Annotated in this window: 11 protein-coding genes, 1 pseudogene and 1 riboswitch; of the genes and pseudogenes, 2 read left to right on the top strand and 10 right to left on the bottom strand. The window is 33.1% G+C overall.

From position 1 onward, the window contains the following. Nucleotides 1–468 precede the first annotated feature (468 nt). From ACP8HI_RS00480 to ACP8HI_RS00455, 6 genes and pseudogenes are all read right to left on the bottom strand, one after another. Nucleotides 469–1,869 (bottom strand): NCS2 family permease, encoded by a 1,401-nt coding sequence (locus ACP8HI_RS00480; RefSeq protein ID WP_438351659.1) that lies wholly within the window; start codon nucleotides 1,867–1,869, stop codon nucleotides 469–471. Between the two features lie 123 nt (nucleotides 1,870–1,992). Further along, nucleotides 1,993–2,092, bottom strand: a riboswitch (purine riboswitch). Nucleotides 2,093–2,316: 224 nt separating this feature from the next. Continuing rightward, nucleotides 2,317–2,436, bottom strand: a pseudogene (locus tag ACP8HI_RS00475) (hypothetical protein); the annotation flags it as partial. A 561-nt stretch (nucleotides 2,437–2,997) separates the two neighbouring features. Beyond that, the gene (locus ACP8HI_RS00470; protein WP_438349209.1) at nucleotides 2,998–4,689 is read right to left on the bottom strand and encodes an ATP-binding protein; all 1,692 of its coding nucleotides are present in this window, start codon (nucleotides 4,687–4,689) and stop codon (nucleotides 2,998–3,000) included. Between the two features lie 200 nt (nucleotides 4,690–4,889). Further along, a complete protein-coding gene (locus ACP8HI_RS00465) occupies nucleotides 4,890–5,126 on the bottom strand; it encodes an excalibur calcium-binding domain-containing protein (RefSeq protein WP_438349208.1) in 237 nt (78 codons plus the stop codon). 161 nt (nucleotides 5,127–5,287) lie between these two features. Beyond that, entirely contained in the window at nucleotides 5,288–6,718 is a 1,431-nt protein-coding gene (locus tag ACP8HI_RS00460) for an SEFIR domain-containing protein (RefSeq protein ID WP_438349207.1), read from the bottom strand. A 305-nt stretch (nucleotides 6,719–7,023) separates the two neighbouring features. Further along, nucleotides 7,024–9,255: a hypothetical protein gene (locus tag ACP8HI_RS00455; protein ID WP_438349206.1), complete on the bottom strand. Its 2,232-nt coding sequence runs from the start codon at nucleotides 9,253–9,255 to the stop codon at nucleotides 7,024–7,026. 483 nt (nucleotides 9,256–9,738) lie between these two features. Between ACP8HI_RS00455 and ACP8HI_RS00450 the strand changes: the two genes are divergently transcribed. After that, entirely contained in the window at nucleotides 9,739–10,053 is a 315-nt protein-coding gene (locus ACP8HI_RS00450) for a GIY-YIG nuclease family protein (protein ID WP_438349205.1), read from the top strand. A 93-nt stretch (nucleotides 10,054–10,146) separates the two neighbouring features. After that, nucleotides 10,147–10,650, top strand: coding sequence for a tetratricopeptide repeat protein (locus ACP8HI_RS00445; protein ID WP_438349204.1), 504 nt, complete (start codon nucleotides 10,147–10,149; stop codon nucleotides 10,648–10,650). A gap of 382 nt (nucleotides 10,651–11,032) precedes the next feature. Here ACP8HI_RS00445 and ACP8HI_RS00440 read toward each other — a convergent pair whose 3' ends face one another. From ACP8HI_RS00440 to ACP8HI_RS00425, 4 genes are all read right to left on the bottom strand, one after another. Then, nucleotides 11,033–12,100, bottom strand: coding sequence for a DUF262 domain-containing protein (locus ACP8HI_RS00440; RefSeq protein ID WP_438349203.1), 1,068 nt, complete (start codon nucleotides 12,098–12,100; stop codon nucleotides 11,033–11,035). Nucleotides 12,101–12,106: 6 nt separating this feature from the next. Then, a complete protein-coding gene (locus ACP8HI_RS00435) occupies nucleotides 12,107–12,682 on the bottom strand; it encodes a hypothetical protein (protein WP_438349202.1) in 576 nt (191 codons plus the stop codon). A gap of 536 nt (nucleotides 12,683–13,218) precedes the next feature. After that, complete coding sequence (locus ACP8HI_RS00430; RefSeq protein WP_438349201.1) at nucleotides 13,219–13,788, bottom strand: recombinase family protein; 570 nt, start codon at nucleotides 13,786–13,788, stop codon at nucleotides 13,219–13,221. Between the two features lie 400 nt (nucleotides 13,789–14,188). Beyond that, a complete protein-coding gene (locus tag ACP8HI_RS00425; protein WP_438349200.1) occupies nucleotides 14,189–14,983 on the bottom strand; it encodes a hypothetical protein in 795 nt (264 codons plus the stop codon). Nucleotides 14,984–15,229 lie beyond the last annotated feature (246 nt).

Genomic DNA, 15,229 nt, shown 5'->3' with positions numbered 1-15,229 from the left:
AGATTAGCAAGCCTTTTACATAATATATTTGTAACAACCAGTATCCCCTTAAGTTTATCATTCATTCAACCATTTCATTTCATCTATCTATAGTTGAAGAAGTGACTATAGTGTAGGAATGTGGATTATGCTTCCTATGCTATCGATACTTTGTATCACTTTCAGGTGTAAGCTATATCATCTGTTAAATCCGTGCGGTTTGCACCTTTCTATAGAGTAGGAATACGACTTTAAATGTGGAACATTAACTTTCCCTTCTCATATAGAGCTTCTTCTGCAGATACTCCATCCTCCTCTGTCTCCCTTCTTGAGTGAAGCATTGTTTGTGAGCATATAGTCGCCAACCTATGTATTTCGATGGATTACATCTGAAATACATAGAATGCGGGTGGTTTCGTGTAGCTTTTCAATTCAAAAAAAACCAGCATAGCCATAAAGGCTATACTGGTTCGGAACAATCAAATGGTATTAACCTCCACTACCGAGAAATGCATAGCGTAGAATGATCAGAACTGCCAGCACCCACATCATCCAGTGAATGTTATATTTCTTCTTCTCTACAAGGTTACCGAAAGTAGCTAAAACAACATAAGTCACGATACCGAACGAAATTCCATTAGCAATATTGTAAGTGAAAGGCATCATTACAATAGTCAAGAAAGCTGGAATCGCCACGACCATATCCTGAAAATCGATTTCTTTAATGGATTGCACCATAAGTACTCCAACGATAATAAGCGCTGCCGCTGTAGCCGATCCTGGAATCAATGCCACAACTGGGGCAAGGAACAATGCTAATAAGAAACATATACCTGTCGTTACAGCCGTAAGACCTGTACGACCGCCTTCAGCAACTCCAGCTGCACTTTCAACAAAAGCCGTTGTAGTCGATGTACCAAGCATAGCACCGCCCGTTACCGCAACTGCATCTACAAACATTGCATTACCTACACGTCTTTTACCTTCTACCGGATCTTTCATAATACCGGCACGTGTTGCAGTACCTACTAATGTACCGAACGTATCAAACAATTCTACAAAGGTAAACGTTACAATTGCAGAGATCAGACCTGTATGCATAATACCTTCCCAATCGAAGGACATAAAGTTCATTTGGGTGAAATCAGGAACCCAATGAATATCACTGCTTTGCAATGAACTGAAATTCACTGCACCCATCATGATAGCTACAACCGTTGTACCGAGGATACCGAACAGAATCGCACCTTTAACACGGAGCACCATTAAGATAGCAATTAGAATCACACCAACAAGTGCTAATTGAACATCTGTATTCATTAGGCTACCTAGATGAATCACTGTTTCAAATCCTAGTACATCCGTAAATGTATGTGCTGGAATATCTTTACCAGCTTCAACACCAATTGTCATCAGTCCACTGTTCTTCAAACCTAACACAGTGATGAACAAGCCAATACCAACTGTAATTGCATGTTTCAAACTATCTGGAATAGCATCAAGTAACATTTGTCTTACACGAGTAATCGTCAATAGAATAAAAATCAAACCGGAGACAAATACAGCGGTTAAACCCATTTGCCAAGTGAACGGATGATCCGTTGATGCTGAAGATAATACAACAGAAGCGAAATAGGCATTCAAACCCATACCAGGCGCCAAAGCAACTGGGAAGTTAATGAACACGCCCATTGCAATTGTAAATATCCCTGCAGCTAGTGCCGTTGCCAAGAATACAGAATACCAGCCCATATCAATTTGACCAAAAGCCGTTAGCGTGTTCGGATTGACGGATAAGATATACGCCATCGCCATAAATGTAGTCAAACCAGCCATAATTTCTGTGCGCACTGTGGTACCATTCTGTTTCAGTTTAAAAAACCGATTCAACCAACCCATTAGAATATTTCCCCCTTAGATATGTTTGACAGCAACAGAAAGCCGGAATCTAAGTAGACTCCGGCTCGAAAAAAGAACAACCCGTATGATGACAGTCAAACAACTGTTACCACTGTGGGTTTCTTTTATAATCGTAGCCAGGCCATTATGGTGACCTCGTAGAGACTTCCAAGCCAATTCTCGGAATTATACGAAATATGTGTTGTTGCACTTTATCATTTTAGGTCGATGTTACACAGCTTGTCAATGACAAATCCGAACATTATAACTCTTATCTTAATTTTTGTTCGTAAATCAGTTGATTATACTGAATGAAACCTATTGACTACCCGTCTATCCAAATACGGTATGGAACTTCTATCCAGCTTTTCAAAGAAAAAGAGCAAGCCCGTTAAAATAATGGGCTTGCTCTTTTTGATCTTATTTTTGATCTTATTCTTATTCCCACTCAATCGTTGCAGGTGGCTTGGAGGTAATGTCATACACGATACGGTTAACATTATCTACTTCATTTACGATACGAACGGAGATTTTCTCAAGTATATCCCATGGGATACGTGGGATAAGAGTCTTTATTATGACTTAATCCATCGTAAATCCCGCCACCACTACCCGCTTCAATAGAGTAAATTACTATTCAATTATTGCGTTATCTTTGTATATCAATTGTAGCGGGTGAAATGGAGAATTTCAACTGTTCAAGATACAAATTGTTAGTTCATCTACACAAGAAAACTCACCAATGAAATTTATACGTAGCACTGGACATAAAACAAAGACCAAGATCATACTATCTCTTGGTTTTTGTTCATTTCACTTACACTTAATAAAAGTATCCCTTCACTAAATACACTACATTTTCACTCCTTTTATCAAAAAGCCTTTCAAACTTCAATTAATTCCACAAACGATTTCGCACTCTGCATTTACTCAATTAGCTTATTTTTCAATGCTTCAACTTTCTGTTTAAAGTTTTGTTGCAGTATCCCTCCCAAATCCTATGTCTATATAAAGAATAGACCGACTCATATAGAGACGGTCTATTACTTGTATTATTTACGTTTAACATTAGCTATCACATCCAGTGGTTGCACTAGCACCTTACACTAGCAACTCTTCTTAAGTTCTTACCCGTTTAAACTGAATACCTAATCGTTCTTCCAAATATTCTTCCAGAACAATTATTTCAATACGGTGTGGATCTCTTTCATCCTCTAAGAAATATTGTGTGAATGTACTTTCACTAGAGCTTGGAACACATCTTAGTTTGCGACTATGACCAAACGCATCAGTAACAACTTCATCATGAACTATTTGCAGATTCCAACAAACAATACCATAGAGTCGTTTAAAAGAATGATTGAAATTACTTTTCAAAATATTTTTAAACTCAACAAAGCGTAAGTAAGAACGTTCTAAATCTACACCTGAATTTCTTAAACGTGCTAAAACATCTATACCTGCGTGCGTATCATAGTCAACAATTTCGAATGGAAATAACTGTGGTTCAAGAATATTTATTATATGGTATATGGAAAACACACCTTGCTCTTGACGTGGTTCCCGTAAGGTAATGTCTTTATATTCGGCGATTTTCGCTGTCTTAATTAGTTTTGCTCTCTTTTCAAAATCCTTTTCTTCTTTCCGTTCACTTTGATAGGATTGTGATTGTTCTTCAAGCCATTCCATATTACTCCAATCGTCACTTTCTGTAATTCTCAAATATTGTTCGTTGATTGTATTTTTTATTTCCTCTAGAATATCACCTGAAGTGTTCTCTACTGAACCTCGGTTTGCTGTTAATCTAAAATCTTGACAATTAAAAAAAGCATGTAGCTTTGTTGATTCACTTCCCCGCTTATTTATCCATTCATTTTTTTGTTGGACTGGTATGTAGTCTTTAGATAACCATATACCATACCTTTCTTGAACGGAATATCCTCCACTGGGGGCTTGATAGCCACTTCTTTTTATCATATTATTTACCAAGCGCTTAGCCTTATTTCCTTCTATGTACCATACGGCTTGATAACTAATATCGGGATATCTACGAAGATTATCCTCGAAGACAAATTTTTTAACAAAATAATCTGGTGCATCAGTTATATGGTCATTCATAAGTTTGTCCAAACTCTCCGACTCTTCCGCAAATTTATGACCAAATTTTAGAGTTTCATGATTATTCCGGTCAATTCCTTGTAAGTGAAGTTGTATATCTTTGTAGGGGTGCTGACCCAACTCGCCTTCAAATGAACCATATTTAGTAAACCAATAAATATAATCCCTTAATCGGTCATGAGTAAATACATCTCTCTCATTATTGTTGTATCCAATTATCTCTATCAAAGTACCCTTGAATTTTCCTTGACTTTCCTCTACCTCAACATCGGGAACAATACCCTCATATAATGAACCTATTGGATTGTTCATACAACACGAATATTTTATCTCATCTTTTCCAGTTATAACAACAATCCTTTCAGAATTAAAATATATCTTCGTTCCATGCCCCTTCTCTCCAATTAGAGATGGATCACTAACTTTATCATCCTTACGCAAACTGTTACCTAGATCGAAAAATGATTCTACTCCCTTATAGTCCATACCTGTACCATTGTCACGAAGCAGTATTTTTAGTTTTCTACGACCACTTTCTAAACTCATAGAGAATGTTATGAAAATTTCTGATGCTTTTGCATCAAATGAATTTGATATTGCTTCACGTACAATATCAAGAGGATTCGAGAAATCTGAAGCGATCTCTAAAAATTCGCGACTTGGGTTAACTTTAGGTTTAAATAATGTTTTCAAAAAAATCCTCCCCTTCTAATAATATTGTGGACTCTGGATGCGACGGATATCTTTTATGTAGATATTCTGGAAATATCAAGCTAAATACTTATTAAGATTGTACCATATGTTAACATTCCTATAGAGTTCATTTTTACAGTACAAAAAAAGACCACTCAATAGAAAGGTCTTTGCTTAAAGCATATTCTAAAACGAACCACTTACCTTTCACAAGCAATCAAGTCTTTATCCCGATCACTCTTCTTATTGGCGTCATACAGTGCCTGTGAAACAAATGGTTTGTATTTCGTTTTTCCACCTTTGTTTTTGACTGAGGAGGAACGAGCCACGCCACCTTTGTACACCTTATTCAACTCTGTGCAGTTTTTATATGTAACTATCTTTTCTTTTGCTTCTGCTACTCCAATTGAAATTGAAGTAAATCCAAGAATAAGCATTAATGAAAGAATAATTACGTATACCTTTTTGATACTAACACTTCCTTTCCCATATTAAAACCTTTTATATCTCAAGACAACTACTAATTAAAATCCCAATTTTATTATTGAATTAAATTAGCTACTCACTATATGATAAAAAGCCATTTTCCGCTAAACTGTCATGGTATTGTACATATTTCATCTGGATTAATGAAATTCCGTATTATTGGAATACCGCCCCTACCATTAGAGTATCCACGATCACTTTTCATTTCTATAATTTTAGACTTAAAATCAATTTCATTACAATCATTGAATAAGACTTTTACCGTTTCAAAGTGACTTCTTGATTTCAATTTACTGAAAATCTTGATAACACCTACTTGATTCAAGTAAATATAAGTAATAGGAAACCAAATATTCGACCAATCATTGTAATATATCTTAGAAAGATTATACAAGATAATATCTGTAATAATTAGTTCCTTCTTATATTTCTCAAAAGCACGTTGTACCAATAAATCTGCATGTAAGCTTACTCTATTCAATTGAATATTTTCATTGTGACTATCCAAAGATTGCAAATAAAATCTAAAACCAGTAAAATCACTTGGTTTTTCACTTCTATTACTTTCCACATAGTATTCAGCATTTAGAACTTGATTAACTAAAGAATATTTTTTCATCCTCAACAAAATCGCTATAGAATATAAGAAAAGTTCATTAAGCAGAAATTTGTAGTGATCAAAATGAAATTCAAAGTACGAACCATTTCCTTGAAATTCAGTTAATGTATACATTTTTTCGAAAAACTCTATTATATGATCAGCTTCAATTGTATCTGTCATACATAACAACTCAACAGCAACAATATAATCATTTCTTAGAGGAAGTGATTCATCTATTAACTTTACAATTTTCTCAACTTTTTGATCTGCATCGTTTATATTATCACCAATATCAAGTCCTTTAATTGATTCGTAAAATGTATCAACAAAATCATTCCATAAGTATTTTACTCTGTTGGGGTTTTTATCTGCACTTGCTTTCATCTGTCTTATTACAGTAGCAGTTTGAAAAAACGTGGTTTCATTTTCGAAAAGATACTCTGGGGCTTTACCTAAAGATGGCTTTTTGTGTAATGGAACTTTGTAGATATTTCTTATTAATTTATCGTAGCTTTCCTCGTATGCTTCCGATGAAGATAAGTCTATATATAATCTTGTAGCAATATATATAGGTATAAAATGATTGCCTTTATTATCTCTTTCTGCAACAATTGGAATAAACTTTTCTTGATTTATATCTTTATAGATTTGAGGGGTAATTATTTGCGTTTCAGTCCCTACGCCCCCAACTCTGCTGTCGGCTCTTTTTTGGTATCCTTCATCACATATAATTAATACTTTATCAACTGACTCAGAAGTTACCATAGCTTCCATAAAGGCATAAACATCATGCCCTTCTTTCAAGTCCCATTTATCTAGTATTACATCAATTCCATGGTGTCTCAGTCTGGTTGCTAAATCCACAACCCATTCCTCATGTTCAGGAGTAGTCCAACTGTATGAAATAAACACTCTAGGATTCACTAGCGCTTGCTGAATCATTTATCTCCCACCTTATTATTTATTAAAACTCAAAACTTCCAAAATGGCATAGTCTGACTATCTTGTCTCCTCATAACTTGCTATTATTGGAAACTCCTTGCCGTTAGCATAGATATAATACTTCATAGCTGTATTTTGTGGATTTCCATTTTTATCATTCTATTCATGCAACTTCCTCAATAATAGGTACATTTTCTCATCATCGCCTACAACAGTGACCCTATGAAAATTGCTATGTTGCCAATTTCACTTCTTCACAGCATTCATTAAATCAAACATTTATATTATTGTTTCTTTTATAGAGTTTAAACTAGGACATGAAGCCTTTCATACTCACTGGCTACTGACTTTAAAGATACATAAAGATCCTTGAGACTTTTCATTGAAATATCTATTAAAGGTTCATACATGAAAGAATTAAGATGAATATTCTCAGGAGTCATAAGGCTAACTTGTTCAAGAACAGGCAATATATCCTTATTAGTACCAATACATGATTTATATAAAGATAGCAATCTACCAGTCTGATTCGATTTAATTTTTTCGATTTCAGAAGCATCTCCAAGGTCTAAAGTAATTCCTTTTATCATTATTTCTTCCGCTAGCAATCTAATGCCCATAGAGAAGGCAACCTTTTCTTCAAGATTGATACCAGTATCATCAGATTCATTATTAATTTTTTCTGCAACTTCTAGTATTAAACTATATATACTCTTTGATTCTCTTTGGTGAGAAATATCTTTACTAGTTATCCATACTTTATTAATAACAAGCTCTAACTCCTTCATCGTGATTTCTTTAGTTTTTCTTGCCGATCCAAACTCAACTAAATGTAACAGTGTAGTCAAAAATTTATAATTTTCACAATCTTCCGACTCTACATATTCAACAATATTTCTAATAAACGGGATAGACGCAACAAGAATTGTGTCATTAGTTTCTAATTGATCCTTCCAACTTTTAAAAATATTTTTCAAATATCTTCCATTAGTTAACTCAATCCCCGATGACTTTTTCAGTACCATCAAACAGTGATCTCTATCATATCCCAAAATTCTAGAACTAACTGTTCTATAAAAATCAAAATTATGCGTTAATATAATAAAGTTAAATAATCGGTGTTCAACATTTTCCTGCAAATATTCAATTATTGCATATTTATTTTTGTAATCAAAAGATTCAGCAATATCATCTGCAATAACTAATACATTTTTACCTTCTACTTTCAATGCTTCAATCTCAAAAATAATATTCATTAAATATAATGCTCTTCTTTCTCCACCACTTAATAGAGAATTGAGCTTACTTCTATCAATTTCTACTTTTTCACCATCTTCATGATATTCAAACACTAATGTTGGAACGGAATTTTTCAAAACAACTTCTTCTTGATTTTTAATAGAAACATGAAAAGGAACATAAAATCTATTGGTGAATATTTTAACTACCTGTCTCCATTTTTCATTTTCTTTAGCTGCTATCTGAATAATCTCATTAATTTGTGAAGCTGAAACTTTGTATTCAGAAACGAGAGCATTAAAATGTTCAATATTACTTTTTAATATTGTTACCCATGCATTCCTTAATAACCCATCAAAATCAACCAATTGACTAATCAAACTCGGTTCGTTTTCAATCAAAATTCTAAAATTTCTTAATTGGACATTTGCGGATAACTTTTTATCTATTTGTTCGAATCTCTTCAATAATTTTGGATCTTTTAGTATTTCAGCTTTCTCAGTTTGAATTAAATCGATTAATTCTTCATAGGACTTTATTCTTTTCCCATCTCTTAATAAAAGATGATGTTCTGCTGTAAAAAAACCATTATCATTTAAGCTATCATTAATATTCTTTGCATTGTATTGATTAAATGTCCCTTTTTTCAAGAAAGTAGTTTTATCCATTAAGTTATTGTACTCAGTGCTGTACTCCTTTAATAATTCAAGACTTTTTGGGTCTTTCACAAATGTAGCAACCTTATCATCAAATAATGTTGTGTAATCAATTTGAGTAAAGTCTAGTCCACTATCTTCTAGTTTATTCAAATCATTATTATGTATTTCATTTAATAGTTTCAAAAAATCAGAGTCCTGTTTATTAAATGCATACATTAATTGATTTTCTATAGCTACCTTTGGCCCCAAATATTCTTGCAAAGCGTTAATAAAATTATCCTTTTTAATAGTAATTTCTTTTAATAGCGATATATATTTCTCTTGTAGTAGCTTATTTACTAATAAATTAGATACATTTTTCGAACTGTAACTTTCATTATATGATTCAATTACAAAGATTTCTTCAGGTACGATACTCTGTTCATTACTTTTAATAATATTACAAGAGGATTCTCTTCCGAATATCTCCTCTTTTGGGTTTCCTCCTTCTTTTAATTGCTTAAAAGTTTTTGTGAAGGAAGTTTTCATTGAGCCATTCGAAGCGTAAATTACATAAGCTTTCTTTTTATTGAAATTGAAAGTTGTAGTAAGAGATTTAATACCATAGCAATTCTCCATATGAACACTTAACTTATCCATTAATATCCCCCCACTTTCTTAATTGAATAGACTCTGCATGTTATGCCTATATCCTCAGCTATACATTGATAAGCATTAAGACGTTGGATTAATAGTTAAATACTACCACATTAATTGTCGAATCAGCATACTATTTCGAGTAATCAGTCAAACCGACAGTCATTAACCTAATTTCACTACTTATTGGTTCCCTACTTGTACCGTATGGCTTTTTATTCTCTTGGTCGAGGACTATAACTGCTTCATCCATTATCTGCAATGAAAATAATGACTTGGATGAGAACCCTGCCCCCTCCCCCTCTCTAATAAAAACAAAAACCACTCATATGGAGTGGCTAGTCCCTAAATATACGTTCAACGGCTCTCTGTTTATCTTCGGCACTTGGTCTGGCTAGATGTGATAATTCAGTTCTATTTAAGTCTTCTAGTACGATACAACGATGTGTTAAAATAGACTGATACATTATAAGGAGGGAAAACAACTTGAGTAAAGGCTACATCTATATTCTCATTAATTCTTCAATGCCTAATCTAGTTAAGATCGGAATGACAACAAGAGAACCTGACGATCGTATATTGGAACTATCTAGTGCAACTGGTGTTCCAACACCATTCATCCTCGTGTATAAAAGGCATTTTAATAACTGTAGGATTGCTGAAGATAAGATGCACGTACTATTAAGTGAGAACAGAGTCTCGTCAAGTAGAGAGTTTTTTAACATTCCTGTCTATGAGGCAATAAATATATTAATTGACCTTCAAGATGTAGATAGTATCAATATCAAGACTGATAATTAATCAAACAGTACTGATTCTGATTTAAGCGATGAGGTCACAAATAAAGCAATATCCTATTTTTATGGCAACAATGGTGAACTTCAAGATTACTTAATGGCTTTTGACTTATTTAAAAAGGGTACTGCCTTAAACTCACCTATTGCGATGCAATATCTGGGGAGAATGTACCTTAATGGATATGGTTGCAAAAAAAATATAAGTATTGCAGTAAACCACTTAAATAAAAGTGCAAAGCTAGGCAATATCAGTGCATATGCGGAACTTGGTGAGATTTACCTAAATCATGACAAAATATCTAACCAGACGAATGCATATAACATTTGGAATATATATTTATCATCTATAAATCGTGAAAACTATCCATTATATTCTAAGGACTTGAAATTTGTAACGACTTTATTTGAACATTATCATAATCATAGGACTGAAATAGTTTTCGATCAGAAAGACAAACTATTATTTTTTAAGTCAGATCTTCTTCATTATTATCAAGAGAAAATTAAAAGTACTGAAATGTCTACTCCTATTTGGTATCATTCGTCCCATAATGAATATTCAAGAGCAAAAATTGAGTATCTAAAGAATGAACTTCATTAAGATTGGGACAATAAACCATAATATTTAGGTTTAAGCAGGTAAATAAATTATCTTATTGAACAGAGATATATTCACTTATATTGTTTCATGTACTTTGTAGACGAAAAATCCAACTTCTATTAATGAAGCTGGATTTATGTTAGTTATTATAGTAGCTTTTCACTAAGATATTTAATTAGAGTTTCTATAGACTATTTCCTAGGTGAACCCTTCACTATTTCTGTCTATCATCGATAATTAAATAATAGAGTCTTTATTGGGCATAGTAAAAATGCCACTAATATTTTGAGATATTAGTAGCATTTCACTTTCATTATATACAACCATTACAATAACTCGCAGTTGATGCATTTGGTAACCTCAGTCGAAGACTAATATTTCATTAAATATCAATGACACTTTTGATAATCTGTATTCTTCTCATTCTTTTTGATTTACTCTGAGTACCTTCTGAACTCAATTTCTTATATTCAGCAATATCACTTAAGATTTTTGTAGTAAAAAGATTACTATTAGATGTATTTTCATAGGCATCTATAAATTTCGAGACTTTTTGTACATGTTCTTCTTTGACTTCACCATGCATTTTAAGGATGTAATACGTAATAATCATGAAAGTGTAAAGGTGCGTTTGTTTTGATAGAAACTCCCCTATTTTTTCATCTGTTGATTTAAAAAATTTCTCCATCTCGTTTAAGATAGAATTGAATAAATTCTTATCATCGTCATATTCCTCATATGTCTCATTATAAAGGTCATAGACTCTATTTATATTTGTTTGTGTAGTATCTCCTTCAATCCCTTGTCTAAAGAAAATTAAAACGTTACTTATAAATTGGATATCTTGCATTCGTCTTACTTGTTGTTGATTAAAAATTTTATAGGTTTCCCAGAAGTTTAGATTTGATAATTCCTCAGCCAACTTAAGAAATTTCCCATCAAATTCTGCGTTTCTTAATTCTTGTGGGTTTAAAGAAAGGTTTGTGCTGTTAAGTCTTAAAAACATGGTTACAATATCTTGCCTTACGAACTCTTGTCTAATAAAACGAATTGAAAAAGGGTAATCCCATATTGCCTTTTTTTCATCAGAATTTAAATCAGAGAAATGCTTGTTAGCATAAGATGCGTCCTTCTCTGCAACGCTTGTAACTGATAAATTGAATTTCCCTTCAATAAAGTCAACTACTGCACCAATTCTTTGCTGACCATCAACAATACTGTATACCGTGTCTCCATTATCAGGATCGGTATCAATCCCCCAAAGATATATTTCTGGAATAGAATATCCTAGTAAGATGGTTTCTATTAGCTTGACTTGGTGCTTTTTTAACCAAACGTATTGTCTTTGGAAGCTATTATCGACTTTTAGTAATTCATTTCTCATATTATCGACTAACCATTTTACATTTCTTGTTTCAGTTTTAATTAAATCAATTTTTCTTTCAGCCATCCTATTCTAACCCCCTAACTGTGATTTTAAAATATGGATACTTCTCATGTAGTAGTTTTGTACGGCATCCCATGATTCGAAAATTCTATAATTAATGTCATGAACAATATTAAAGTTCAGCTGTAAATCTTTTTTAAAATCAGATTCTTGTTTATGCCATTTAACATATGCTTCGTTACTCAAATCAAATCCATTAAATACAATGAACTTTTGAAAAATAGCTTTTGCTACATAAGGATAATTATTAATTGGTCTAATACTTTTAGCGTGAATGTCCATATATTCTGTCCAAAAATATGAAAACATGGTCTGCGATACTACCACAATATCTATATCTGAACATTCATTAAAAATTCTAAAATCTTTATTTGGCGAAAAACTATAACCAGTCTTTGCACTGCCGAATATTGCAACATTATTAAAATGAACCGCTAGCTTCTCACTAATAAAATGCTTTAAATTATCATAGGTTCGTGAGTAATCGGGGTCTTGTAGGTAATCTTTAAAATACCAGACTTCATTTCCAAGAAGATTAGTGCGATATATATTATAAATATCATTCTCAAGAATATCTCTTTTCAAACTCTCGAGAGTCAACAACTTCGCCCCCTTATGTAATAGGTGCCTTCTAATTTCATGTGATAATATTATCATATTTTGGGACAAAAGAGCATTTTAGTTCAATCAATTAGATATTCATAGAGTTTTCAATTCTGTATAAAATAACAATGAATATACAAGGAATATTGTTCAGAAAATACTTGTTCACTTTGATTATATTATTAGTGGAACACATTATTGAAGTATCACTACTTAATGATTCCGATATGAAAGAAATGATAAAAAGGTAACTTCTACATACATAACTATTTAACCACTCATCTTAAAAAGAGAATCCTTCTTTTACCCAAAGTATTGTACCATATGTTGGTATTTGAATCTTATCATATCGCTATTAATGTGCTTAGTCGAGGACTGTAACTGCCCTATCCATTTTCAACAATGGTAAAGACGGTTTGGATGAAAACCCTCCCCCCTCCCCATACAAAAAGGCTACCTTAAGAACTGGTAGCCATTCATGTTAATCCGATTTCTTAGCAAACATCATAGACCATGCATTAAAGCTTTTCAGATTGTAGTGTACGTTCCTTCAACGCTCTGTATAGGGTTGCCTTCTTAACACCTGTCATTTCCTCAATATCTGCCACAGAGTGTTCTTGAGCATCATAAAGCTTAATTGCACGATCAACCTTCTTAGCATCTGTTTTTGGTCTACCACCTAAACGTCCTCTTGCTCTTGAAGCGGCTAATCCTGCTTTAGTACGCTCTACAATCATTTCCCTCTCCAACTCTGCGATTACCCCTATCATCTTGAACATCGCTCTTCCAGTAGGTGTTGTGGTGTCCAATCCATCACACACACTAACTAATTCAACACCAAGTTTAGTCATTTGCTCGTACACTTCAATCAACTTCTTAGTAGATCGAGCTAATCGATCAAGCTTATACACTATGAACACATCGCCTTGTCTTAAGGAATCTAATGCACGTTGCAATTCCTTGCGATCATCTTTAGCTCCACTAGCTTTCTCCGTATAGATACGTTCACACCCTGCATTGTTCAAAGCATCCATCTGCAAATCCAATGATTGATCTATCGTGGAAACCCTCGCATATCCAATCTTCATATAATTCCGCTCCTCTATGTAATCTATAGTTATATAGTATCATTTAAGGTACGTTTTTGCAACATAGAAATAGGAACGAGTATTGGAACTGAATATTGATAGATTTAAAGACACAATCAAACAAAAACTAGGAGTGTCTTATACGAAGGTTTTTGGAACTCATAATTCACGCTGATATCGTGCAATTTTCATTCATCGCTCTTATGTAGCTGAACCTGTTTCTAATAATAGCAATCTCCACTTCATGAACAAGAACTTTGTTTCAATTAAACTTACAAGATAAAAACGACTTTCTACTTTTTTTCATTCTATCGGTATATATAACAAGTGTGTCGTCAAGGGTGTGTTAAAAAAATAAATCCTACCATCTTGAATGACAGCAGGAATACTAGCATCATATTTAACCAATCCAATTAGAAATAATCGCACCAATAATACCGCCAACAACTAAGTTAGTCACTGCATATAACCAATGGTCTTTCATTTTTTCAAACAAACCTTGTGCAGTTAATCCATATGGCTCATAAAATTTAGCGTTTGTTTTTAATCTACCTTCAGCTACTTTTTCTAGGATAGTATGAAATATATCGATCTTTTTCAAAGTTGAGTGGTGTAGCATTACATACTCTTTTTTTTCAAATGCCCTCGCTTCTGATTCACCTGCAAGAAAATCCTTTTTAGAAATGTGATTTTTCTCAATAAGTTTTTCCAAACGAGGATGACCTATATAATCTGAACCAAACATATCAATTAAGTAACGAGGCAAGTCAAATTTATTTTTATCGTCAATAACCTCTGGCTTTCCGCTTAATACAGAGTACCTATTTTCCATTGCTTCAAATCCAAAATTTAAATCACGCATGTTCCAATGAATCCAATTGTAATCTTTATGTCTTTTTGCAAATTGAAAAAAGTCCTTCAACATATCTCTTTCTAATTCATCATAATGACTTTCAATCTCATTGAAAGCAATTCTCTTTGATTCGGCTACTTTATGTATGGCAAATGATTTTGTTTGTGCAGTATTAAAGTATCTGACCGCAATAGAAGTTATACGAGGCGTTCTTCCCTCGTTTGAGTCATAAAAACTTTCACAAGAATAGTGTATAATTAAAATACGTGAAGGGTTAGTCATTAGTTCTTTAATAGTATTAATGGCTTTCTTTCTTTTATCTACACGATATTTTATGCCCAAACGAACTTCCCCCTTATTTACGGACAACCAACTTAACTATAACATATTCCCCATATTATAAACGCTACTCCAACAACAAATGTTCGCATATTCGCATACAAGTTTTACGTTCTAGCTATAGCAAAGGCAACTTCTAATTCATAGGCAAATATTATTTTATTTATTACGAAGGAAAGTAATTTAATATTTATTGTTATTGTTAGGAGCGAAGCGACCAAAACGAACGAAGTGAAGTGAAATTTGCCG

Source organism: Paenibacillus sp. FA6, from assembly GCF_051550225.1.
Classification (GTDB): domain Bacteria; phylum Bacillota; class Bacilli; order Paenibacillales; family Paenibacillaceae; genus Paenibacillus_AQ.
Note: the sequence above shows the minus strand (reverse complement) of the source record. Positions and strands in the feature narration are given on the sequence as shown.